The organism is Paraglaciecola polaris LMG 21857, from assembly GCF_000315055.1.
GTDB classification, from domain to species: domain Bacteria; phylum Pseudomonadota; class Gammaproteobacteria; order Enterobacterales; family Alteromonadaceae; genus Paraglaciecola; species Paraglaciecola polaris.
The window spans coordinates 78,819-103,688 of record NZ_BAER01000024.1; the positions used below are offsets into that span (position 1 = coordinate 78,819).

Consider the following 24,870-nt stretch of genomic DNA (forward strand, 5'->3'; position numbering starts at 1 on the left):
CAGCATGGGTGCGGTTAAGCTAGAGAACAGAAACATCATTTATTTTCGGTATTTAGGCGATATAAATCGTTAGTTCGTTGAATATAGGGGATGGTTTTAATACCATCCATACAGATCAATTTAGTCGTAATTAGTTTAGATAATAAAAAGGAAAATGAAATGAAACCTGTCGTTTTAGCTGGTGGTAGCGGAAGCCGATTATGGCCAAAATCTCGTGCGGCGCTGCCGAAGCAATTTCTGCGATTAACCTCAGACTTGACCATGTTGCAAGATACTGTGGCTCGCCTTGATGGCACCCAAGCGGAACAACCCATTGTAATATGTAACGACTCTCATCGCTTCCTTGTTGCTGAGCAATTAAGACAGCAAAATATCCAGCATGGCGGTATTTTACTCGAGCCTATGGGTCGTAATACTGCTCCCGCCATTGCACTCGCTGCGCTTCACGCGTCGTTAAACGGCGAAGACCCTACCTTGCTTGTTTTGGCCGCTGATCATTTAATTAATGATACTGCCGCGTTCCACAAAGCGATTGCTCAGGCGGAAATATTGGCAGAGCAAGGTAAATTAGTCACATTCGGCATCGTGCCAGACAGTGCGCATATTGGTTACGGATATATTCGTAGTGGCGACAAAGTTGCCAATACTGAGGTAGGCTTTGATGTCGCCGAGTTTGTTGAAAAGCCAGATTTAGCCACGGCTCAGCAATATGTTGATTCAGGTAATTATTTTTGGAACAGTGGCATGTTCTTATTTAAGGCCAGCCGTTATCTACAAGAGCTGGAAAAATATGCACCGGATATGCTCGATATCTGCAAGCGCGCAATTGCTACCGAAACCCCTGATTTGGAATTTGTGCGGGTTGACGCTGAGATATTTGCTACCTGTCCTGATGACTCAATTGATTATGCTGTCATGGAAAAGACAGATGCTGCTGCCGTCGTGCCCTTAGATGCAGGGTGGAGCGATGTAGGAAGTTGGTCTTCGTTGTGGGAAACAGCAAAAGTCAAAGATGAAAATCAGAATGTTATTATTGGTGACGCTATTTTAGACGATGTGCATAACAGCTATATAAATGCAGAACAGCGACTTATTTCAGTGGTTGGCTTGGACGATGTGGTTGTAGTTGAAACCAAAGATGCGGTTTTGGTCGCCCATAAAGACAAAGTACAAAATATCAAGAATGTGGTAAATAAACTTAAAGCAGATAAACGTCCTGAGTTTGAATTTCACCGAGAAGTCTTTCGCCCTTGGGGCAGTTATGACTCTATCGACAACGGTGAGCGTTTTCAGGTGAAGCGTATCACCGTAAAACCAGGAGAAAAGCTGTCTGTGCAAATGCATCATCATCGTGCTGAGCATTGGATTGTTGTGGCTGGGACCGCGAAAGTGACCAATGGCGATGAGACGCTATTGTTATGTGAAAACCAATCAACTTATATTCCCGTTGGTGTGGTGCATGCGCTAGAAAATCCAGGGCGTATACCGTTAGAGCTCATCGAAGTGCAATCAGGAACCTATTTAGGGGAAGATGACATAGTGCGCTTTTCAGACCGCTATGGTCGTGTTGAAACTAAGTAATCGTTCACGAATTAGGAAGATAACTGTATGAAGATAACCTGTTTTAAAGCTTACGATATACGCGGTAAGTTGATTGAACAACTTGACGAACGCGTGGCATATCGTATTGGCCGTGCGTTCGCTGAACATTTCAGTGCCAAGACGGTTGTGGTCGGCGGGGATGTACGCCTGACTTCCGAACCGCTCAAACTCGCTTTAAGCGCTGGTTTGATTGATGGAGGGTGCCGGGTAACTGATTTAGGCATGACAGGCACAGAAGAGATCTATTTCGCTACCAAGCACCTTGCAGTGGACGGCGGAATAGAAGTAACAGCCAGTCATAATCCAATTGATTATAACGGTATGAAGCTGGTCAAAGAAGGTTCGCGTCCAGTCAGTGGTGATACGGGCTTATTTGCCGTGCAGGCGTTAGCTGAGAGTTATAATGACTCAGATGTCGAAGCAGGCTTGCAGCAATACGTTAACCGTTTCGTTTCCGATGATGATTTCATACAGGGACAATGTAGTATCTGTCCTGAAAAGTTACAGCGAGGTGGTCAATATTCAACTTTGTCCATCATGGATGCTTATGTTGAACATATGTTGAGCTATGTTAACAGCGATGGGTTGACGCCGCTTAAATTAGTGGTGAACGCGGGCAACGGTGCCGCCGGCAAAGCGCTAGATGCCATAGAAGCCGGACTTGTGAGTAAAGGTGTACCGATTGAATTTATTAAAATTCATCATCAACCAGACGGAACGTTCCCAAACGGCATTCCTAACCCTTTGCTACCAGAAAGCCGTGCAGATACGGCCAACGCAGTAATACAACACCGAGCTAATATGGGGATTGCTTGGGATGGTGACTTTGACCGTTGTTTCTTGTTTGACGAAACCGGTGAATTTGTTGAAGGTTATTATATTGTTGGTCTGTTGGCGCAGGCATTTCTAGAAAAAGATCCCGGGGCAAAGGTCATTTATGATCCACGTGTATACTGGAATACCGAAGATATAGTCAAACGTGCCGGTGGTGTGCCGATTAAAAGCAAGACAGGGCACGCCTTTATTAAAGAACGTATGCGCGCGGATGATGCTGTGTATGGCGGAGAAATGAGTGCTCATCATTACTTCCGTGATTTTGCCTATTGCGACTCAGGGATGATCCCTTGGTTGTTAGTGGCAGAGCTTTTATGTTTACAGCAGAAACCACTTTCTAAAATGGTTGCTCAACGTATTGCCGCGTTCCCATCATCAGGGGAGATTAATTCAGTATTGCAGGATCCCGATGCCTCGATTGCTAATATCTTGCAGGCCTATGAAGAAAAAGCCAATGTAGTGGATTACACAGACGGGATTGGTCTTGAGTTTGATGCATGGCGTTTCAATTTGCGTAAGTCTAATACTGAGCCAGTTGTTCGCTTGAATGTTGAGTCTCGTGGTGACATTCAATTGATGCAAGCTAAAACCAAAGAGTTATTAGCCATGCTAAAATAGTATTAAGGATGTCTAAAAAATAGAGGTGTCTGTTTTCATAGTCACCTTATTTGAAATAAAAAAATAGCGCCAATTGGCGCTATTTTTGTTTATAACATCGAGAATTATTTTTCGATTTTATTATATTTACGCTGTGCTTCACCGGTATAAAGTTGGCGAGGTCGACCGATTTTCTGACCTGGTTGGCTCAACATTTCGTGCCAATGTGATACCCACCCTACGGTTCTTGCTAGGGCAAAAATACAGGTAAACATGTTAGTCGGAATACCGATGGCTTTAAGAATAATACCTGAGTAAAAATCTACGTTCGGGAATAATTTCTTTTCAGCGAAGTACGGGTCACTTAGGGCGATGCGCTCTAGTTCCATAGCGACGTTTAACAAAGGATCATCGATATTCAATTCAGCCAACACTTCGTGACAGCTTTCACGCATGACCGTTGCACGGGGATCGAAATTTTTGTAAACCCGATGACCAAAGCCCATTAAACGGAAAGGGTCATTTTTATCTTTCGCACGGTCAATAAATTCAGGGATACGGTCTACTGAACCAATCTCTTGCAGCATGTTTAAACATGCTTCGTTAGCCCCACCATGGGCAGGTCCCCAAAGTGATGCAACGCCTGCGGCGATACAAGCATAAGGGTTAGCACCTGATGAACCAGCTAAACGCACGGTAGAGGTAGATGCATTTTGCTCATGGTCAGCATGCAAAGTGAAAATTCTATCAACAGCACGTGAAACGACCGGGCTGATTTTGTAATTTTCTGCTGGCACAGAGAACATCATATTTAGGAAGTTTTCCGCATAAGAAAGGTCATTACGTGGATAAACAAACGGCTGGCCGATGTTATATTTGTAACACATTGCAACCAATGTCGGCATCTTAGCCACAAGACGATATGCGCTACGTAAACGTTGCTCTGGGTCCGAAATATCTAAATCGTCGTGATAGAAAGAGGCCATCGCACCTACAGTGCCACACAACATCGCCATTGGATGCGCATCACGACGGAAGCCACGGAAGAAGTTATTAACTTGATCGTGAACCAAAGTATGGCGGGTAATCGTATCTTTAAAGTCACGATACTCTTGGGTAGTCGGTGTTTTGTCATGTAACAACATGTAACACACTTCTATGTAATCAGAGTCGCGGGCTAAATCTTCAATTGAGTAGCCGCGGTGTAATAAAATACCTTTAGCTCCGTCGATGTATGTAATCGACGACTCACATGAACCTGTCGCCATAAAGCCCGGATCGAAAGTGAAATACCCCTGTGACCCCAACGTACGAATATCGATTACATCATGCCCTGCAGTGCCAGATAGAATCGGAAGTTCGACTACTTTGTCACCTGCTTTCAAAGTGGCTTTATTGTCTGCCATGTATTGCTCTCCTCAGAAAAGTTCTGTTTGCGATAAGCCGCATTATATGATGTTTATCGGGGAAAATTGGCGCTATTTGTACTCAGGTTGACGCCAGAAGTCAATTTAAAACCATTTTTGCTTAATAATTATTCACTTCTATTCTACCCTAAATATTCACCGTAATTATGCATGTAATTTATGCTTGATTATAAGCCGTTAATAACGAACAACAATTGTATTTATTGGCGCTGCTGGATATACTCCTGCTTGTCGTCTAGCTCTTGTTAACAAGAATAATTATAGCAACAAATTGTTTACAATTTGCTAACAGGATGGGCGGCAGGACACATGTATCTTTAAGCGATTGGTTATGTGCAACACATTTCCAAACAATGACTAGACAACCTACGGGTAAAACAGGCATCAAAACGTGAAAAAGCAGAGACCAGTTAATTTACAACTAAATACAATCAGTTTTCCCCCTGCAGCTATAACATCTATCCTTCATCGCATAACGGGCGTCGCAATGTTTTTTGCGTTGTTGTTTGTGATTTGGGCTTGGGCGGAATCTGTATCTTCTCCAGACGGTTTTGCATTTGTGCAAGAACAAATGTCAGGAGTTATCGGTAAGATAATCGCAATCGGTACTATCTCAGCACTGACTTATCATATACTTGGCGGCTTACGTCATTTAGTGATGGACATGGGGCATTGGGAAGAACTTGAGTCAGGCAACAATAGCGCGAAGATTGTTATTGGTTTGTGGATTGTACTGACCGTCGTTGTAGGAGTTTTATTATGCTAACTAACCAAGCGAATTTTAAGCGCGATGGTGTACAAGATTATGTCACCGTACGTGCAACTGCGATCATTATGACCGCGTTTACGTTTTATATGCTGTGGTTTTTCCTTAGCACCCCGACAGTGACTTACGAAATCTGGCACGGTTTGTTTTCATCTTTAGCCATGAAAGTATTCACTTTTGCAGCACTGGTATCAGTGATGCTGCATATCAGAATCGGTTTTTGGCAAGTGCTAACCGATTACGTTAAATCAACAGGCCTTCGCGCCGTTGTGCAATTTTTTATTAACCTAGTAGCGTTTGTATATGTTGCTGTGGGTTTATTTGTTTTGTGGGGTCTATAAATGGGTATTCCAGTTCACGAGTATGATGCGGTTGTAATTGGTGCTGGCGGTGCAGGTATGCGTGCTGCATTACAAATTTCCGAGTCAGGAAAGTCTTGCGCGTTATTATCAAAAGTATTCCCAACCCGTTCACACACAGTGTCAGCTCAAGGCGGTATTACGGTCGCCTTAGGTAACTCCCATGAAGATAACTGGGAATGGCACATGTATGACACCGTTAAAGGGTCAGATTACATTGGTGATCAAGACGCTATTGAATACATGTGCAAAACCGGCCCTGAAGCCATTATTGAAATGGAAAACATGGGGTTACCTTTTTCACGTTTCGAAAACGGAAAAATTTATCAACGCCCTTTTGGTGGCCAATCACAGAATTTTGGCGGCGAGCAGGGTGCACGTACTGCGGCTGCAGCTGATAGAACAGGCCATGCGTTATTGCATTTGTTGTATCAACAAAACGTAAAGAATAAAACGAAAGTATTCAGTGAGTGGTATGCACTTGATTTAGTGAAAAACCAAGACGGTGACGTTGTTGGTTGTACCGCTATCGACATTGAAAGTGGCGAAGTGGTTTTCTTCAAATCAAAAGCAGTCGTATTAGCAACCGGTGGCGCAGGACGTATCTTCGCTTCTACCACCAATGCTCACATCAATACTGGTGACGGTGTTGGTATGGCGATACGTGCTGGTGTGCCCATGCAAGACATGGAAATGTGGCAATTCCACCCGACCGGTATAGCAGGCGCAGGTACATTAGTGACCGAAGGTTGTCGTGGTGAAGGGGGTTACCTTCTGAATAAAGACGGTGAGCGCTTCATGGAACGTTATGCACCTAACGCGAAAGATTTAGCTGGTCGTGATGTTGTTGCCCGCTCGATGATGACGGAGATCCGCGAAGGTCGTGGATTTGACGGTCCTTTAGGTCCGCATTTGAAATTGAAACTTGATCATCTAGGTAAAGACGTACTCGAGTCACGCTTACCAGGTATCCTTGAATTGTCGCGTACTTTCGCTCACGTTGATCCGGTAAAAGAGCCCATCCCCGTGATTCCTACGTGTCATTATATGATGGGTGGCATTCCGACTAACGTAAATGGACAAGCATTAAGTATTGATGCCCAAGGCAATGAAAAACCGATTCAAGGCTTATTCGCCTGCGGTGAAATTGCATGTGTATCTGTGCATGGTGCAAACCGCCTTGGTGGTAACTCATTGCTTGATTTGGTGGTATTTGGTCGTGCGACAGGTTTACACCTTGGCAAAGCAATCGATGAAATTGAAAGCCGTGAAGCCACAGCTGATGACATCGACGCAGCATTAACGCGTTTTAACCGTTGGGAAAACTCCGAAGCGGGTAAAGGTGAAGATCCGGTTCAAATCAAGAAAGACTTGCAGCAATGTATGCAGCTTAACTTCTCTGTATTCCGAGAAGGCGATGCCATGGCTGAAGGTCTGAAAGAGCTCGGCGAAATTCGTGAGCGTTTGAAAAATGCTCGTTTAGATGACAAGAGTAGCGATTTCAACACTGCGCGTATTGAGTGCCTAGAATTAGACAACTTGATGGAAACGGCATACAGCACGGCTGTTGCAGCAAACTTCCGTACAGAAAGTCGTGGTGCACACAGTCGCTTCGATTTCCCAGACCGTGATGACGCGAATTGGTTATGTCACTCCGTTTACTTGCCTGAAGGCGACAAAATGTTGAAACGTGACGTAAATATGACACCTAAACTACGTGAGGCTTTCCCACCGAAAGCCAGAACTTACTAAGAGGAGTGCAGCATATGCAATTATCATTTTCTGTTTATCGCTATAACCCAGATGTAGACAATGCTCCTCGTATGCAAGACTACACGCTTGAGGTTGAAGAAGGTCAAGACATGATGGTGCTTGATGCACTTATCGCGTTGAAAGAAAAAGATCCAACGTTGTCCTTCCGTCGTTCCTGCCGTGAGGGCGTTTGTGGCTCTGATGGTATGAACATGAACGGTAAAAATGGTTTGGCGTGTATCACGCCGCTGTCTACGTTTGGCCGTAAGAAGATCATCGTACGTCCTTTACCGGGCATGCCAGTGGTACGTGACTTAGTCGTCGATCTATCTCAGTTTTACAATCAGTACGAAAAAATTAAGCCATTCTTAATTAATGATAATAACCAGCCTCCTGCGCGTGAGTTTTTACAATCACCTGAAGAGCGTGAGAAGTTAGATGGATTATACGAGTGCATTTTATGTGCATGTTGTTCATCATCATGCCCTTCGTTTTGGTGGAACCCCGATAAGTTTATCGGCCCTGCTGGTTTATTACACGCTTACCGCTTTTTAGCGGATAGCCGTGATACCGCAACAGAACAACGTTTAGGTGATCTTGATGACGCATTTAGTGTGTTTCGTTGTCACGGGATCATGAACTGCGTTAGTGTCTGTCCAAAAGGATTAAACCCGACTAAAGCGATAGGCCAAATCAAGTCGTTGCTGTTACAGCGGGCTGTTTAGTTTTTAATTCTGTAAGTTAGGTCTGCAGAATGATAATGTCTAAATAGCCATCCCGAACAGGGTGGCTATTTTTTTGTTTTCAAACTGCAGTTTAAGGTGAGCATCCGCAAACCTTTAAAGGTCGTGTGCAGCAGCACATTTAATTGTGAGTCTTACTACAAATCAAGGGACAACAATGCAACAAAGCGTGATGAAAGCATGGTGGGAATCTTCTCACATGGCTGGTGGCAACGCTGCTTATGTAGAAGAATTATACGAAGCATATCTCGATGACGCAAAAAGCGTATCCGATGAATGGCGTGCTATTTTCGATAAATTACCTAAGGTTGAAGGCGCTGAGGTTGAGACCAAGCACAGTGAAATTCGTGACCAATTTCGTGCATTAGCTGCACTTGGCCCTGTTGCTAGAGCAGGAACGGTTTCAAAAGGCACATCTAATGCCAGTGACGAGAAGCAAGTTAAAGTATTACAGCTTATCAATGCTTATCGTTTTCGCGGTCATCAGCATGCCAACCTCGACCCTTTAGAGCTTTGGAAACAACCGAGAGTTCGCGATCTTGAGTTATCGCATCATTCGTTATCGGAACAAGATTTTGAAACAGTATTCAACATTGGTTCGTATGCCATAGGCCAAGACAGTATGAAGTTGGGTGATTTATTTAAATCACTAAATCGTACCTATTGTGGCTCTATCGGTACCGAGTACATGCACATTACCGACACTGAACAAAAGCGTTGGTTACAAGACCGTATTGAATCTGTGCAAGCTAAACCTCAAATCCCTCGCGATGAAAAAGTATCGATTCTTAAAGGTCTTATTTCTGCCGATGGCATGGAAAAATACCTAGGGGCTAAATTCCCAGGAGCGAAACGTTTCTCTTTAGAAGGTGGTGATGCGTTAGTTCCGATGCTAAAAGGCTTAATTAGCCACGCGGGCGATCACGGTACCAAAGAAGTGGTTATTGGTATGGCTCACCGAGGACGTATTAACGTTCTGGTAAACGTACTAGGTAAAAACCCTTCCGTTTTATTTGATGAGTTCTCAGGTAAGCATGACAACACTTTAGGTGCTGGCGATGTTAAATACCACGCAGGTTACTCTTCAGATTACGCTACGCCGGGTGGCAACGTGCATTTAGCACTAGCATTTAACCCGTCTCACTTAGAAATCGTTAATCCAGTGGTTATTGGTTCGGTGCGGGCTCGTCTAGATCGCAGAAATTGTACGGATGGCTCAGTTGTTTTGCCTATTACTATTCATGGTGACTCGGCGATTGCTGGCCAAGGTGTAGTGCAAGAAACATTTAACATGTCTCAAACTCGCGGCTTTAAAGTGGGTGGGACGGTGCGTATCGTTATCAACAACCAAGTTGGCTTTACGACATCGAATAGCGAAGATACACGCTCTACTCAGTACTGTACTGATATTGCGAAAATGGTTCAGGCACCTATATTCCATGTGAATTCAGATGATCCTGAAGCGGTTATGTTCGTGACCAAATTGGCATTAGATTACCGCAACAAATTTAAACGTGACGTGGTCATTGACCTAGTTTGTTATCGCCGCCACGGACACAACGAAGCTGATGAGCCAAGTGCAACTCAGCCAGTGATGTATAAAAAGATCAAGAAGCATGCTGTTCCGCGTCAATTGTATGCAGAGCAGTTGTTAGCTGAAGGCTCTATCGAATCCCATGAAATAGATAAGTTAGTGTCAGATTATCGCGCCGCACTTGATCATGGTGCCTGTGTGGTGGAAGAGTGGCGCCCGATGACAGAGCATTCGGTAGATTGGACACCATACTTGGGCCATAGTTGGGATGTGCCTTACAACAACGCCATTAGTGTAGATAAAATACGCGAATTGGGGCAGAAGCTGTGTAGTTTCCCAGAAAGAATCAAGTTGCAATCCCGAGTCGGTAAACTCTATCAAGACCGAACAGCTATGATCGATGGGGAAAAACCTCTCGATTGGGGTATGGCGGAGAATCTTGCTTACGCCTCGATAGTTGATGGTGGTTTGGATATCCGCATGACAGGACAAGATTCTGGACGTGGAACCTTTTTCCATCGTCATGCTGTGCTTCACAGCCAATCAGATGGCGAGACTTATATGCCCTTGGCACACTTGCATGAAAAGCAAGGTACCATGGAAATATACGACTCCGTGTTATCTGAAGCGGCAGTGTTAGCATTTGAATTTGGTTATGCGACGGCAGAACCCGGTACCTTAACAATCTGGGAAGCCCAGTTCGGCGATTTCGCCAACGGTGCGCAAGTGGTGATAGACCAATTTCTTAGTTCAGGTGAAGCGAAGTGGGGTCGTTTGTGCGGCTTAACCATGTTGCTTCCTCATGGCTACGAAGGACAAGGTCCTGAGCACAGCTCGGCACGTCTAGAGCGTTTCTTACAAATGTGTGCTGATCATAATTGGCAAGTATGTGTGCCTTCAACACCTGCACAGGTATTTAACATGTTACGCCGTCAAGCTATACGCCCAATGCGTAAGCCATTGATCGTGATGTCGCCTAAGTCATTGTTGCGTCATCCGTTAGCGGTTTCTTCACTAGAAGAATTGTCCACTGGTGTATTCCAAAACGTGATTGATGAGATTGACGAAATGGATGCCGCTAAGGTCAAGCGCGTCGTGATGTGTTCGGGTAAAGTTTATTATGACTTGCTTGATCAACGTCGTAAGAGTGAACAAGATGACGTGGCGATCATACGTATCGAGCAGTTATATCCGTTCCCTCATGCTGAAATTGAACCTATCGTCGAAAAGTTCAAACATGTTACCGATTGGGTTTGGTGTCAAGAAGAGCCACAGAACCAGGGCGCTTGGTATTGCAGCCAACACCATTTCTGGTCCGCTATTCCAAACGGCGCAAAACTTAACTATGCCGGTCGTAACGCATCAGCGTCACCTGCGGTAGGATATATTTCTGTTCACAACCAACAACAAAAAGACTTGGTTGATGATGCATTAACTATTAAATAAGGATCCAGTATGTCAATAGATATTAAAGTACCGGTATTGCCAGAATCTGTGGCCGATGCATCAATTGCCACTTGGCATGTAAAGGTAGGTGAACAGGTTACTCGCGATCAAAACTTGGTTGATATCGAAACCGATAAAGTGGTACTTGAAGTGGTTGCGCCCGCTGATGGAGTGTTGAGTGATATCCTTGATGAAGAAGGTGCAACGGTATTAGGTGAGCAAGTCATTGCTAAATTTGAAGAGGGAGCTGGCGCGGCACAAGCTAAAGAGCAAAGTGCACCAGCTACAGAGAATAAATCCAGTAATAAATCCAGCAATAAAGGTGAGTCAGTGGAGATTAAAGTACCTGTGCTGCCCGAATCAGTGGCAGATGCAACCATAGCAACGTGGCATGTTCAACCGGGCGAAGCGGTTTCTCGTGACCAGAATTTAGTTGATATTGAAACCGATAAAGTGGTTTTAGAAGTGGTTGCGCCAGCCGATGGCACCTTGAGCGAAATTCTTGCTCAAGAAGGTGAAACGGTTATGGGCGAGCAAGTTATTGCTAGTTTCGCATCAGGCGCTGCACCAGCCAAAGCTGATGCACCTGCTGCCAGTAGTGATAATGACAAGGCAAGTGGTGCGGAAAATGACGCACTTAGCCCATCTGTTCGTCGTTTATTGTCAGAAAAAGGCATTGATGCTGCAAGCATTAAAGGCACAGGCAAAGGCGGTCGTGTGACCAAAGAAGACGTTGAGAAATCATTGTCTGCGCCAAGTAAAGCCGCGGCTCCAGCTAAAGCAACCACTGAAGCGCCAGCGCCTGCTGGTGAACGCACTGAAAAACGTGTTCCTATGACTCGTTTGCGCAAAACGATTGCCACGCGTCTACTTGAAGCGAAGAACTCCACAGCGATGCTGACGACGTTTAACGAAGTGAACATGAAACCCATCATGGATCTTCGTAAGCAATATCAAGAGTCGTTCGAAAAACGCCACGGTATTCGTTTAGGTTTCATGTCTTTCTATGTGAAAGCCGTGACCGAAGCCCTTAAACGTTTCCCTGAAGTGAATGCTTCTCTTGACGGTGATGATATTTGTTATCATAACTATTTTGACATATCGATAGCGGTTTCTACCCCTCGTGGTTTGGTTACACCTGTATTGCGAGACTGTGACAATTTGGGTATGGCAGGCATCGAAGGTGGTATTAAAGCACTTGCACTTAAAGGTCGTGACGGTAAGTTGTCAATGGCAGATATGCAAGGCGGTAACTTCACTATCACAAACGGTGGTGTGTTCGGTTCTTTGCTTTCAACGCCTATTATTAATCTACCCCAGAGTGCTATCTTAGGAATGCATAAAATCCAAGATCGTCCTATGGCGGTAAATGGTAAGGTGGAAATCTTACCTATGATGTATTTAGCACTTTCTTATGATCATAGAATCATCGACGGTAGAGAGTCGGTTAGTTTCTTGGTTACGATCAAAGAAATGTTAGAGGATCCAACGCGTCTGCTACTGGATGTATAATCGGATCTAGGCGGGTCAATCTTTGATTAACTCGTATCTCGCCGTTGTTGTTTCTATGATATCGGCTAACAAAATCAAGCTGCCAAGCGCGGCTTTTTTCTTAAACAAAACGGATAGAAAACCATGAATTTGCATGAATATCAGGGTAAACAATTATTCGCTGAATACGGTTTACCTGTATCTGAAGGATATGCTGCGGAAACTCCGCAGGCAGCAGTTGAAGCTGCAGATCGTATTGGCGGTACTGAATGGGTTGTGAAATGTCAGGTTCACGCTGGTGGTCGCGGTAAAGCAGGTGGCGTTAAGCTTGTTAAAACCAAAGATGAAATCAAAGCATTTGCTCAAAAATGGCTTGGTCAAAATTTGGTGACTTATCAGACAGATGAAGCTGGGCAACCAGTAAGCAAAATCTTGGTAGAAAGCTGTACAGATATTGCCCAAGAATTGTACCTAGGTGCAGTTGTTGACCGTGCCTCTCGTCGTGTCGTTTTCATGGCATCCACTGAAGGTGGTGTTGAAATCGAGACGGTTGCTGAAGAGACACCAGAAAAAATTCTTAAGGCTGAGATTGATCCTCTTGTAGGTGCTCAACCTTACCAAGCTCGCGAAATCGCGTTTAAACTTGGTCTTAAAGGCGTTCAAATCAAACAATTCACTCAAATCTTCATGGGTTTGGCTAAATTGTTCGAAGAAAAAGATATCGCACTAATTGAAGTTAACCCGCTTGTTATTAAAGAAGACGGCAACCTTCATTGTCTTGATGCGAAAGTCGCAATGGACAGCAATGCTGCTTATCGTCAGCCTAAGCTGACAGAAATGCACGATCCTTCACAAGAAGATGCTCGTGAAGCTCAAGCAGCTAAGTGGGAACTTAACTATGTAGCACTTGATGGCAACATCGGTTGTATGGTTAACGGTGCAGGCCTAGCAATGGGTACCATGGATATCGTTAACTTGCATGGCGGTTCTCCTGCTAACTTCCTAGATGTTGGCGGCGGTGCAACTAAAGAACGTGTTGCTGAAGCATTCAAAATCATCCTTTCTGACTCAAATGTTGCAGCTGTTTTGGTTAACATTTTTGGTGGTATTGTTCGTTGTGACATGATTGCTGAAGGTATCATAGGTGCTGTTAAAGAAGTGGGCGTTACCATTCCTGTTGTTGTGCGTTTAGAAGGTACAAACGCAGAGCTTGGCCGTGAAGTATTGGCTAACTCAGGTTTAGATATCATCGCTGCTTCTAGTTTAACGGATGCTGCAAAACAAGTTGTTAAAGCTGCCGGAGGTGCCGCATGAGCGTACTAATCGACAAAAACACCAAGGTAATCTGTCAAGGTTTCACTGGTGGACAAGGTACTTTCCACTCAGAACAAGCTATCGAATACGGTACACAAATGGTTGGTGGTGTTACACCTGGTAAAGGCGGCACAACTCACCTTGGTTTACCTGTTTTCAATACAGTACGTGAAGCGGTTGCAGAAACAGGCGCAACAGCGACTGTTATTTATGTACCTGCGCCATTCTGTAAAGATTCTATCGTTGAAGCGGCTGATGCTGGTATCGAATTGATCGTGTGCATCACTGAAGGTATTCCTACGCTTGATATGCTTTACGTAAAAGAATACGTAAATCGTAAAGGCGTACGTATGATCGGCCCTAACTGCCCAGGTGTTATCACCCCAGGCGAATGTAAGATCGGCATCATGCCTGGTCACATCCATAAGCCAGGTAAAGTAGGTATCGTTTCACGTTCTGGTACTTTGACTTACGAAGCTGTAAAGCAAACAACTGATGAAGGTTTCGGTCAATCTACCTGTGTTGGTATTGGTGGCGACCCTATCCCGGGTTCAAACTTCATCGACATCCTACAGATGTTCCAAGACGATCCTAAAACTGAAGCAATTGTGATGATTGGTGAAATTGGCGGAACGGCTGAAGAAGAAGCGGCTGCTTACATCAAAGCTAACATCACTAAACCTGTTGTTTCTTACATTGCTGGTGTTACTGCACCTGCTGGTAAGCGTATGGGTCATGCTGGTGCAATTATCTCTGGTGGTAAAGGTACAGCTGATGACAAATTTAAAGCTCTTGAAGATGCAGGCGTTAAAACTGTTCGTTCACTTGCTGACATTGGTCAAGGCCTTCGCGAAATTACCGGTTGGTAATCACGTGTGAGCAATAAAAAAACCCGCTAACAGCGGGTTTTTTTATTTCTGCAGATTATTTTACCCTAATAGTTTTGCTAACCACTGATGAACTTGATGACTGACTTTATCCGTGTACTGACCCAATATACCTTTGGCCGCTTGGGGGATATGTTCACCGGGATCTGTGTCTTTATCAAACAGGTAATGCTCTAACATGCTTTTCCAAGCTTGTTGCTGTTCGTACGGTTGACTTTTCAACGCTTGAATAGCGTGAATAAGCATAGGAAAGGGTAGGGCCGTGGAAACCTTATTGCCGCTCCACCAATAATTAATCAACACATTCAGATTGCTCAAAGATTCAACATGATGCCACCAGGGAGAAGGGATGTAGATAGCGTCTCCGGGTTCAAGTTCAACAGATAGCCCATGTTTGAAGGCCTGTACATATTTTGGATGTTGGGCTATATCTGGCGCGCGAAGGTCAACTAGGCTGATTGGCTGACCTGCCGGGGTAAATTCCAACGGGCCCACATACAGGTTTTTTACTTGCTCGGGGGGGAATAAGGTAAAGCGGCGTTTGCCCCCTACGACTATGGCAATGTTATGCGCTTCGTCAAAATGCGGCGCTACTGTTACTTTGTTTCCTATCCAGATAAAAGGACGACTTTGGGGTAACAACGGATTATTCAGTTGTGATTCAAGTGCCGGTAGGTAGTCTTTAATTCTGATACTCTGCAGACAAAATCGGTCACTGGTGCTGCCCTCTGCAAACCGCTGCATTTCTTCGAGTCCCTGAGCCAGAGTAGCTTGGGCAACCTTGAAGTTCATGCCAGTAAGGCTTTGATCATAAAACATGCGTCCTTGGGTATGGCTGGGTAAATTGACTAATTGCAGTGGTTTTTGACTATCGAAGCCGCGTAAGTACTGACGTAATGTACTATCGGATATTTGGGCATTTTTTACTATGGGCCAATTCGCTGCAAAACCTCTCAACACTGCTGGTTGATATATGTCAGTGATTTTTTGCTTAAAATTGTCTGGGCTTACGTCCCACACCTCCCTTGGTGGAGGCATTGACTCTAGGCTGCCCCAATCATTAACGTTTGTGCTGTTCATCATTACCTTCCAATTCTGTCATATATGCAGGCTATCACTGCAGAACGTGTACATACATTAACCGCTGTATTTTAACTGTTTACGGTTTTTTAATTTTTTAACTCGTTGCCTGATCAACTCGGTGTTTGACTTTGTACACTATATTGAAGACCGTTGTTATGGGTCATTATAATCTGTTGACGATTTATAACGGTGTATTTACGGTCCGTCGTTAAATGATAAATTATTTTAATATCAATGTGTTATTTCTCATTGTTAACGTTTTTTTAGGATATTCGTCTGCTGTAATTACTACTCAAATGAGTGTTATTTTTATTGAATACGTATGCAAGGCATTGAGGGGCAACTGACTCAGGCTGTACTATTCGACTACTAAAACAAAGATATAACAATTAACTACAACTTATTAACTTAACGTTAAGTTTCACACGCCAGTCACACAAACGGGACACACATATGAAATATTTTAAACCTAGTCTTATCAAGGTTGCACTGATATCGAGCGGTTTTGCTTTTGGTCTTTCGCCTATGGCTTTCGCCCAGGAAACCCCTGCCGATGCGCCTAGTGATGATACTGAAGTCATTCAAGTGACAGGTATTCGCGGCAGTTTAATGCGCGCTCAAGCCATCAAAATGGATAACACTTCTATCGTTGAGGCTATTTCTGCCGAAGATATTGGTAAATTACCCGATACTAGCGTGGCCGAATCTCTGGCTCGTTTACCTGGTTTAGCCGGCGAGCGGCGCAACGGTCGTACCAGTGGTTTATCTGTACGGGGATTTAATGAAAACTATGTGGGCACCTCTTTAAACGGCCGTGAGCTGTTAGGTATGGGTGATAACCGCGGCGTAGAGTTTGATTTATACCCGACTGAAATTGTATCGAATATATTGGTTTATAAAACACCCGAAGCCGGGATGTTGACCCAAGGTGTAGGCGGCACCGTCGACTTACAAACAGTAAAACCTTTGGGGCAGGAACGGACCTTTGCTGTTAACGGCAGCTTCGAACAGAACGAGCAAGACTCGGCTAACCCCGATTATGACAATGACGGCCATCGTTTCTCGTTTAACTATATTGATTCGTTTGCCAATGACACCATAGGTGTCGCCTTGGTATTGGCATCATTGGAAACTCCTCGTCAGGAAGAGCAATTTAGAGGCTGGGGTTATGCAGATGTTAATACTGACAGTCCAAGAAGAGCGTCAGATACTGCAATGGCTTCTCCTGGGGATGTAGTGTTAGGTGGGCACGATTCATTTGTACGTTCTGCGCTATTAGAGCGTGATTCTATTGCCGCCGTTATTCAATGGGCGCCTAATGATAGATTGATGGTGCAACTCGATGCTTTGTACATTGATTTTGAAGAAAATGAAGTCAAACGTGGCCTGGAAGAAGGCGGCGCAGAGTGGGGTGTTGGTGATAACTATCAAATCACCGGTGTTGACAACGGTTTGGTTACCTCAGGTTATTACGATGGATTCCTTTCAGTTATCCGCAATGATGGTCGCAGTCAAAAATCCGATTTAACCACCATTGGTATAAATGCAGAATACCAAATCAATGATAACTGGACAGCTGAATTGGATTTTTCTACCGGTGAAGTGAAGAAAAAAATCACCGATATTGAAAGTTACTCTGGGGTAGGCCGTGCTGGCATTGATGGCCGCTCTCAAGCTGCGCGTTCGTGGGAGATGACCTCTACGGGTGTGATTTATAGTGATCATCCAACTATTGCCCCACTAGATTACACAGACGCAAGTTTAATCACCTTGGCTGGACCACAAGCCTGGGGTGGGGCGTTATCACCATTATCTACCTTTCAGGACTCAGGCACTGGCTTTGGTCCTGATACTGCCCAGGACGGATTTGTAAACGACGCTGATTTTAACGAAGAGTTAGACACTATCCGCTTACAAGCCAATGGAGTAGTGGAGTGGGGGATTTTCAGTGGGCTTGAAACGGGTATCGTTTACTCCGAGCGCAGCAAGACGAAAATCAACACAGGGGTCTTTTTAACGGCTCCTACTTGGCCTGGCGAAGGTCCTATACCAGATCCGGTAGGAGTCGCAGACTTGAGTTTTATCGGTATTAGCGGTGTGGTGGCCTATGACAGTTTGGCCTTATATAACAGTGGCTATTATATCGAGTCTGATGCCGTTCGCTTGGATAACACCAGATTAGGCGATACCTATGAGGTCAACGAAGATCTGCTGACTGTGTATGCGAAGCTTGATATTGATACCGAGATTGGCGATGTGTATGTGAAAGGTAATATTGGTTTGCAGATGGTCAATGCCGATCAAAGTGCTACTGGTTTTAGTGGCGTCAGTGGCCCAGATGGGTTTACAGTATCCCAACCTGTTGACGGTGGTACCTCTTACACCGACGTGTTACCGAGCTTGAACTTAAGCTTTGAAATTGCTGAAAATCAGTTTATCCGCACCGCATTATCCAAAGTTATCAGTCGCCCCCGTATGGATGACATGAAACCCAATAATCAGGTGTCGTTCGCGTTTAATGACAGCAATATCTTAAGCACGGATCCACTAAACAGCCCTTGGTCTGGTAGTGCCGGTGACCCAGAATTAAAACCTCTGGAAGCTAATCAATTTGACTTAGCTTATGAAAATTATTTTGCTGACGATGGTTTTTTTGCTGTTAGTTTTTTCTTTAAAGACTTGACCAATTGGACACGGAGTTCGGCCGAACTTGCCGATTTCTCAGAATTCTTTATCCCTGGTTACCATCAATCCTCAGCAGAGACCGGTAATCAAGACCCTGCAACGTTCTTGGGTGTAGTTACGGGTAAAGAAGATGGTCTTAAAGGTTTTGTCAGAGGTTACGAATTTCAGGTAGGGTTACCCTTTCATGTCTTGACTGATTACCTAGATGGTTTTGGTGTAGTTGCCAGTGCCACCTTCTTGGACGGCGAGTTCGACGATGGTCAGCGTATACCTGGCTTATCACAAGAACTGTATAGCTTTACGGCTTATTACGAAGCCAAAGGGTTTGAAATTCGGGTGTCAGGCACCAAACGTGACGAATTTTTGACGGAAGTCCGTGGTTTGAGCTTGTCTCTTGGTCCAACAACTGACCAAGGTGGTGAACAGTGGGATGCGCAAATCGGTTATGACTTTGCCGATTCTGGCATTGCCGGTCTGGAAGGGTTGCGTATTACCTTGCAAGGCCAAAACTTAACGGATGAAGCGACCGTGCAAGCCAATGGAGGTGATTCAAGACAAATCACTCAATACCAAAGCTTTGGCCGCAACTACTTATTAGGTTTTAACTACTCTTTCTAAGCGTGTATACGGATAGAGAGAAAGGTCATCGGCTTTACCAGTGACCTGTTTTAACCTAGTATCGAGTCTGCAGAATTTATAAAACGTCAACTAAAAAACCCCAACTAGTTTTGCTATTGGGGTTTTTTTATTAACTAAAAAGTGGATAGATGAAAAACCTAATCAAAAAAGTGGTCATAGTCGGGGGAGGCACTGCCGGCTGGATGTCTGCAGCCCTATTACAAAAAGTAGTTGGGCCTAGCATCACCATCGAATTAGTTGAATCGGAAGAGATTGGCAGCGTAGGTGTGGGGGAAGCCACTATACCGCCCATCCGGCATGTCAACCAAGTACTGGGCATTGATGAGGCTGAGTTCTTGCGGGAAACAAAGGCCACCATCAAATTAGGCATTCAATTTGAAAATTGGCGTGTACAAAATGAACATTACTTTCATTCTTTTGGCGCTGCGGGTAAGAGTTTCGCCTTTTGTCAGTTTCACCATTTTTGGAAGCGCGGCCAACAATTAGGCATAGATACTAGCTTGTGGGAATACGATCTGAATTATTTGTGCGCACGGGAAGGCAAGTTTGCCCAGATCAAAAGTAAGGATGCAATTTTAGAATTGCCCTATGCCTATCATTTTGATGCGTCACTCTATGCCGTTTATTTGCGAAAGTACTGTGAAAAGTTAGGCGTGAAACGTACCGAAGGCAAAGTTGAGCAGATTAGCCTGAACAAAGATTCAGGTTTTGTCGAAAGCTTAATCTTGCAAGACGGAGGCACAATAACGGGGGATTTGTTTATCGATTGCTCGGGCTTTAAAGGCCTGCTCATTCAGGAAAAACTCGGGACAGGCTATGATGACTGGAGTCACTGGTTGCCCTGTGATCGCGCCCTAGCTGTCCCTTCTGAGCGGTTTGACAAGACGCTTCCCTATACTCGTTCAATAGCGCACAGTGCAGGCTGGCAATGGCGTATCCCCTTGCAACACCGCAACGGAAATGGTTTGGTGTATAGCAGTAGTCATTCCACCGACGAGCAGGCCCACGCTACCTTACTATCCAACCTTGATTCAAAGGCCTTGGGAGAGCCTAAGATGCTACGCTTCAAAACCGGTCGGCGGCGCAAACAATGGGACAGAAATGTAGTAGCCATAGGTTTATCCAGCGGCTTTTTGGAACCCCTCGAGTCCACCAGTATTCATCTCATTCAGTCCGCTATTGTGCGACTCATCCACCTTTTCCCACATAAAGGAATCGACGATTCTGCAGTGAAAGAATACAACATGCAGTCAAAACTAGAATTTGAACAAATACGCGACTTTTTGATTTTGCATTACCACGTCAATGAACGCACTGACAGTGATTTTTGGCGAGATATGCGTACTATGGATATTCCTGACTCTCTGGCCCATAAAATTCAGCTTTTTGCCCAAAATGGTAAATTGTTTCGCGAACAGAATGATCTATTTTTGGAGAGCTCTTGGCTGCAAGTTATGCTGGGGCAGGGCATCATACCTAAAGATTATCACCCCATCGCCAATAACCTCCCTGAGCACAAGCTACGCGAGATGTTGACAAATATTAAAAATATTAAACACGAACCGCTGAGCAGCCTGCCTAGTCACGACGAGTTTTTACAACAGTTTTGCAAGGTTTAATATGACAAAGCCCTTCCGTATTATTGTTGTCGGTGGCGGTACCGCTGGTTGGATGGCGGCCAACCTGTTCGCCCATAAATGGGCAGATAAAAACGTGCAGATCACTCTGGTGGAATCTGCGGAAATCGGCATAGTAGGAGTCGGAGAGGGCTCTACTCCAACCCTTAAGCGTTTTTTTTCGATGCTCGGTATTGAAGACAATGAATGGATGCCCAGATGCAACGCAACCTACAAAGTAAACATTAAATTTGACGGCTGGAGCCCACAGTCAGGTATAACCAGTTACAGCCACCCGTTTACCACCCAACTGGATACCTTTACCCGACGGGCGTTTTTTGTGAATTGCCGCACCCGACGCCTTGGCCTAGATACGCACACCAGCCCCGCTGACTTCTTTATTAATGGACACTTAGCCAAACAAAATAAAGGTCCGTTAACCCCAGAAAGTTTTCCGTTTCCCATGGAGTACGGCTACCATTTCGATTCCCAGCTGCTCGGGAAATTTTTGGCTGAGCATGCGCTTAAGCTAGGTGTCACGCACCGCCAGACGACAATCGACAAGGTTAAACAGCATGCCAGTGGGGATATTAGCCAATTGATCACGGCTCAGGGAGAAAGCTTAGCTGCGGATTTTTTTTGTGGATTGCAGTGGCTTTAGGGGCTTGTTGATGCAACAAACCCTTGGTGTGTCATTTAAGCCATATAAAGACAATCTGTTTAATGATTCCGCTTTGGTTATGCCAACCCCAAGTGAAAATACGGTTGCTAACCAAACCACAGCCACGGCTTTGGCTAATGGCTGGTGCTGGCATATTCCCTTAACTAATCGGATCGGCAATGGCTATGTATACAGCTCGGATTTTGTCACGAAAGATCAGGCTGAAATCGAGTTTCGTCAACATCTGGGAATGCTTGATAACGAACAGACATGCCGTCATTTACCCATGAAGGTCGGTTGCCTGGAGCAACATTGGCGAGGTAATTGTCTGGCTATTGGCTTATCTCAAGGCTTTATAGAGCCTTTGGAGGCAACGGCGTTACATCTGGTGCAAATTTGTATCGAACTTTTTATTATCAAGTACGAACAAGGTAACTTTAGCAACCAACATCAGGCTGAATATAATAACAAGATCAGCGAGCGATTCGAACGGGTGCGTGACTATATCGTTGCCCATTATAAACTGAACACCAGACAGGACAGCGATTATTGGCGAGCCAACCGCGACAACGGCGTATTATCAGATTCACTCAGCCAGCTGTTGGACGTGTGGTATAAACGCGAAGATCTAGAAGCAGAAATCACCCGCCAAGATCTCAGTACCCACTTTAACGCTGAGTCCTGGCATTGTTTATTGGCTGGCTATGGTGCTTTTCCAGCCTTGGCGGATAAGCAACCTGGTAAGGGGGACTTGTATCAAGAGCAAGGAGTGCAGAAGTTTATTCAAGGTTGTGGCTTAAATTTTTCGTCCCATCAACACAACCTTGAAACCTTGCGTGCTACTAGCAAGCAGGCGTTAATATAAGCTGGTTTTATCTGGCCCCTGGCATGGTTATTTAAGCTGCCGATTGGCATGAGGGTTTACATCTAGAAGTGCCATTCGTCTGGAAAAGGGGTCGGAATAACATTGTGCGATAACAAAAAACACCCTGGTAATGTATCTGCCAGGGCGTTTTTCTAGTAGCTAAGCGCCGGGACTATTGGAAAATCTCTTCCGCTAAATCGATGACACCTGTGGCCGATGGATCAGACGTAACAGAGCGATTGGTGCCGGATTCCCAGACCACATTGCCGAGATCGTCTTTGAGAATATATTTGTATTCAAAGTAAGTATCTTTTGGCACGCTCACAGGTAAGAACCATTTCCAGTACTGGTTAGGATCCGGATTGTGGAAGGCGTCTAATGCCTTGTCCGGTGCCCAACTTCCAAGTTCAGGAATACTGCCCACCACATACACGTTTTCACCTACTGAGGTATAAGCTTGCACATGGAAAATCATTTGATTCTGATCATCTGATAACACGTTGAAGGTAAAGTTATTACTGGTAACCGCGCCTCTTTTCACCGTCACCACTTTTTCACCAGCGACAACCCCAGGTACCGTTACCTGGATGCGGTTGTAGTCATTAGCGACAACGCTTGCTTGTACCGAACCAAAAAACACCTGGACTGAACCGTCTAGGCCGGTACCAACGATTGTCACTTCGTTACCCGCCCTACCCGCAACCGCTTGCATATCACCTATATGCGGATCGCTACCAAGTTGCGCGTCATGACTCCATACATTCACTTCCTGCGGGCTAAGGGTGAATCCCGTAATTTGTGCTCCGCCGGCTGAAATCACGCTGGCTGTGCTGCCACTTAATTCCCCAGTGAGTACATCATTGTATGTGCCTACTGGCATACTGGTGGTTAGGTTAGGGACGCTGTAAGTGTTATAGGGGCTACGGTTAATAGCGACTATGACCTCTTTCTCAAAAAACTTGCGCGACATTACCAGCACATCTGAGGTTGAATATAAAATACTGGTCAAGCCATAAGCCAAAGCATCATTTTGTTGTCTAAGGGCGGATAATTTTTGAATGATCCGGTAGGCACGCGTGGTTTGGTTAAAGCTGCTAGACGTATCCATGAAGACGCGGCCGTCGTTACCGTCTGTACCGAAACCTTCAACATACTGCTCACTGCCGTAGTACACATTGGGAATGCCTCGAGAAACCAATGTTGTGGCTAACGCAAGCTCCAAACTTCGGCCGTCACCGTTATTTTTTAGAAAACGTTTCACGTCATGATTATCAAAGAAGGTCACGGTCTGGTTGGCATAATTGTATTGGGTATCAGTGTATTGATAAAAGTTGGCTAAGGCATTCATATCTTCAGAGCCGTTATCGAGCACATTGGCTATGGTCCGATAAAATTCGAAGTCCAAATTATTAATCGTGGTGCGCGTTGGAAAGGATGCATATTCGGCAAACTTGGGATCCGGTTTGCCGATAAAAAACTCACCAAAATGGGTCACTGCGCCACCTGGAGCTGAATCAATGGCATCGCGAAAACCTTTCGCAAAGGCTGGATTCATATGCAGGGTGGCATCGTGGCGATAGCCATCAATGCCTTTGGCTTTCCAAAATGTAGCGGCTTCTTCCATGTGTTCAACTACAGCCGGTAGCTCGTGGGTAAAATCGGCTAAAGATCCTAGGTCTTTATAACGAAATCCAAAGCGACTGCTGTCACTGCCTCGGTCGCCGATCCGGTGAAACCAGCCGGGATTAACGGTACCGTTAGGATCCGCTATCAAGTTATCCACTGAACCGTCGTTATTGTAATCTAGCGGATCACCGCTGGCATTAAAGACAAAATCACCATTAGCGTCTCTATCGGGCTCATATAAACGGCCATTTTCGGGGGAATAACCCGTAGTCGGGTTTTGCCAGCGACTGGTGTGATTGGAAACGAAGTCAACGACTACTTTAATACCTTGTGCGTGCAAAGCATCGACCATATCGGTGAAATCTTGCATGTCGCCAAAGTGGGGGTTGGTGCGAAAATAATTACTCACATGATAACCGTGATAACTGGAATAAACGTCTGTGCCGCCGCTCGGTTGTACGTCATTAATCGGTTCATCCCGATTGGCATAGGGCGCCGAAATCCAGACCGCCGAGATCCCCATGTTTTTCAAATAAGATACTTTGTTGGTGATCCCTTTAAAATCTCCGCCCTGATAAAGTTTGAGGTCGGCACCACTACCATCAAAAATTTGTGACGGTGAGCCTGCAGGAATGTTATTGCTAGGATCGCCATCCGAAAACCTGTCGGTAATGATTTGATATACCACATCTTTGGCTGTTACTGGCCCAAGAGCACTGCTGGCGGTAGCCCCTAAAGACAGTGCCGCAAAAGTGATTAACGATATTGTCTTTAAGGTGTATTGGTGTGAGATTCGTCTCATGTGTTCTCCAATTATCTGTTTAGTAAAACGAACGCCGTTGTTCCATATTTAATGGATAGCCGCGCATCTGTTTAACATTTTGCTAACCTTTTCTAATTATTTAGTTTACATCAATTGAAAAACGTAACTAAGGCCAACGTA

The 24,870-nt window shown here is 44.9% G+C and carries 15 protein-coding genes and 1 pseudogene; 13 read left to right on the forward strand and 3 right to left on the reverse strand.

Annotated elements, in window-relative coordinates; all coding sequences use genetic code 11:
* The first annotated feature begins 159 nt into the window (after positions 1–159).
* Positions 160–1,581: a mannose-1-phosphate guanylyltransferase/mannose-6-phosphate isomerase gene (locus GPLA_RS04830; RefSeq protein ID WP_007103720.1), complete on the forward strand. Its 1,422-nt coding sequence runs from the start codon at positions 160–162 to the stop codon at positions 1,579–1,581.
* A 27-nt stretch (positions 1,582–1,608) separates the two neighbouring features.
* A complete protein-coding gene (locus GPLA_RS04835) occupies positions 1,609–3,054 on the forward strand; it encodes a phosphohexomutase domain-containing protein (RefSeq protein WP_007103721.1) in 1,446 nt (481 codons plus the stop codon).
* 104 nt (positions 3,055–3,158) lie between these two features.
* Here GPLA_RS04835 and gltA read toward each other — a convergent pair whose 3' ends face one another.
* Positions 3,159–4,439 carry a citrate synthase gene (gene gltA / locus GPLA_RS04840; protein WP_007103722.1) on the reverse strand — a complete coding sequence of 427 codons (1,281 nt, stop codon included), beginning with the start codon at positions 4,437–4,439 and terminating at the stop codon, positions 3,159–3,161.
* Positions 4,440–4,851: 412 nt separating this feature from the next.
* Here gltA and sdhC point away from each other — a divergent pair, with 412 nt between their 5' ends.
* The 8 genes from sdhC to sucD all read left to right on the forward strand — a co-directional run bounded on the left by sdhC (position 4,852) and on the right by sucD (position 14,734).
* Positions 4,852–5,226 (forward strand): succinate dehydrogenase, cytochrome b556 subunit, encoded by a 375-nt coding sequence (gene sdhC, locus GPLA_RS04845; RefSeq protein ID WP_013753529.1) that lies wholly within the window; start codon positions 4,852–4,854, stop codon positions 5,224–5,226.
* Positions 5,220–5,567, forward strand: coding sequence for a succinate dehydrogenase, hydrophobic membrane anchor protein (gene sdhD / locus GPLA_RS04850; RefSeq protein ID WP_007103724.1), 348 nt, complete (start codon positions 5,220–5,222; stop codon positions 5,565–5,567). Before sdhC ends, sdhD begins: the two co-directional genes overlap by 7 nt.
* The gene (gene sdhA / locus GPLA_RS04855) at positions 5,568–7,337 is read left to right on the forward strand and encodes a succinate dehydrogenase flavoprotein subunit (protein WP_007103725.1); all 1,770 of its coding nucleotides are present in this window, start codon (positions 5,568–5,570) and stop codon (positions 7,335–7,337) included.
* Between the two features lie 14 nt (positions 7,338–7,351).
* Positions 7,352–8,062: a succinate dehydrogenase iron-sulfur subunit gene (locus tag GPLA_RS04860; RefSeq protein ID WP_007103726.1), complete on the forward strand. Its 711-nt coding sequence runs from the start codon at positions 7,352–7,354 to the stop codon at positions 8,060–8,062.
* A gap of 175 nt (positions 8,063–8,237) precedes the next feature.
* Positions 8,238–11,060 (forward strand): 2-oxoglutarate dehydrogenase E1 component, encoded by a 2,823-nt coding sequence (locus tag GPLA_RS04865; protein ID WP_007103727.1) that lies wholly within the window; start codon positions 8,238–8,240, stop codon positions 11,058–11,060.
* 9 nt (positions 11,061–11,069) lie between these two features.
* The gene (gene odhB, locus GPLA_RS04870; protein WP_007103728.1) at positions 11,070–12,572 is read left to right on the forward strand and encodes a 2-oxoglutarate dehydrogenase complex dihydrolipoyllysine-residue succinyltransferase; all 1,503 of its coding nucleotides are present in this window, start codon (positions 11,070–11,072) and stop codon (positions 12,570–12,572) included.
* Positions 12,573–12,695: 123 nt separating this feature from the next.
* Complete coding sequence (gene sucC, locus GPLA_RS04875; RefSeq protein ID WP_007103730.1) at positions 12,696–13,865, forward strand: ADP-forming succinate--CoA ligase subunit beta; 1,170 nt, start codon at positions 12,696–12,698, stop codon at positions 13,863–13,865.
* A complete protein-coding gene (gene sucD, locus GPLA_RS04880; RefSeq protein WP_007103731.1) occupies positions 13,862–14,734 on the forward strand; it encodes a succinate--CoA ligase subunit alpha in 873 nt (290 codons plus the stop codon). Before sucC ends, sucD begins: the two co-directional genes overlap by 4 nt.
* Positions 14,735–14,794: 60 nt before the next feature.
* On the opposite strand, the gene GPLA_RS04885 is transcribed toward sucD, so the two are convergent.
* On the reverse strand, positions 14,795–15,835 hold the full coding sequence (locus GPLA_RS04885; protein ID WP_153810532.1) for a cupin-like domain-containing protein: 1,041 nt from the start codon (positions 15,833–15,835) through the stop codon (positions 14,795–14,797).
* A gap of 453 nt (positions 15,836–16,288) precedes the next feature.
* Between GPLA_RS04885 and GPLA_RS04890 the strand changes: the two genes are divergently transcribed.
* The 3 genes and pseudogenes from GPLA_RS04890 to GPLA_RS24305 all read left to right on the forward strand — a co-directional run bounded on the left by GPLA_RS04890 (position 16,289) and on the right by GPLA_RS24305 (position 22,301).
* Positions 16,289–19,138: a TonB-dependent receptor gene (locus tag GPLA_RS04890; protein WP_007103733.1), complete on the forward strand. Its 2,850-nt coding sequence runs from the start codon at positions 16,289–16,291 to the stop codon at positions 19,136–19,138.
* 149 nt (positions 19,139–19,287) lie between these two features.
* Positions 19,288–20,778 carry a tryptophan halogenase family protein gene (locus tag GPLA_RS04895; RefSeq protein ID WP_007103734.1) on the forward strand — a complete coding sequence of 497 codons (1,491 nt, stop codon included), beginning with the start codon at positions 19,288–19,290 and terminating at the stop codon, positions 20,776–20,778.
* Between the two features lies 1 nt (position 20,779).
* Positions 20,780–22,301: pseudogene (locus GPLA_RS24305) on the forward strand (tryptophan halogenase family protein).
* A 172-nt stretch (positions 22,302–22,473) separates the two neighbouring features.
* On the opposite strand, the gene GPLA_RS04905 reads toward GPLA_RS24305, so the two are convergent.
* The gene (locus GPLA_RS04905; protein ID WP_007103735.1) at positions 22,474–24,729 is read right to left on the reverse strand and encodes an alpha-amylase family glycosyl hydrolase; all 2,256 of its coding nucleotides are present in this window, start codon (positions 24,727–24,729) and stop codon (positions 22,474–22,476) included.
* Between the last annotated feature and the right edge of the window lie 141 nt (positions 24,730–24,870).

Bases quoted from the DNA above. Each gene is read 5' to 3' on its own strand.
- GPLA_RS04830 (WP_007103720.1), top strand. From the start codon at position 160: ATGAAACCTGTCGTTTTAGCTGGTGGTAGCGGAAGCCGATTATGGCCA.
- GPLA_RS04835 (WP_007103721.1), top strand. From the start codon at position 1,609: ATGAAGATAACCTGTTTTAAAGCTTACGATATACGCGGTAAGTTGATT.
- gltA (WP_007103722.1), bottom strand. From the start codon at position 4,439: ATGGCAGACAATAAAGCCACTTTGAAAGCAGGTGACAAAGTAGTCGAA.
- sdhD (WP_007103724.1), top strand. From the start codon at position 5,220: ATGCTAACTAACCAAGCGAATTTTAAGCGCGATGGTGTACAAGATTAT.
- sdhA (WP_007103725.1), top strand. From the start codon at position 5,568: ATGGGTATTCCAGTTCACGAGTATGATGCGGTTGTAATTGGTGCTGGC.
- GPLA_RS04860 (WP_007103726.1), top strand. From the start codon at position 7,352: ATGCAATTATCATTTTCTGTTTATCGCTATAACCCAGATGTAGACAAT.
- GPLA_RS04865 (WP_007103727.1), top strand. From the start codon at position 8,238: ATGCAACAAAGCGTGATGAAAGCATGGTGGGAATCTTCTCACATGGCT.
- odhB (WP_007103728.1), top strand. From the start codon at position 11,070: ATGTCAATAGATATTAAAGTACCGGTATTGCCAGAATCTGTGGCCGAT.
- sucC (WP_007103730.1), top strand. From the start codon at position 12,696: ATGAATTTGCATGAATATCAGGGTAAACAATTATTCGCTGAATACGGT.
- sucD (WP_007103731.1), top strand. From the start codon at position 13,862: ATGAGCGTACTAATCGACAAAAACACCAAGGTAATCTGTCAAGGTTTC.
- GPLA_RS04885 (WP_153810532.1), bottom strand. From the start codon at position 15,835: ATGATGAACAGCACAAACGTTAATGATTGGGGCAGCCTAGAGTCAATG.
- GPLA_RS04890 (WP_007103733.1), top strand. From the start codon at position 16,289: ATGAAATATTTTAAACCTAGTCTTATCAAGGTTGCACTGATATCGAGC.
- GPLA_RS04895 (WP_007103734.1), top strand. From the start codon at position 19,288: ATGAAAAACCTAATCAAAAAAGTGGTCATAGTCGGGGGAGGCACTGCC.
- GPLA_RS04905 (WP_007103735.1), bottom strand. From the start codon at position 24,729: ATGAGACGAATCTCACACCAATACACCTTAAAGACAATATCGTTAATC.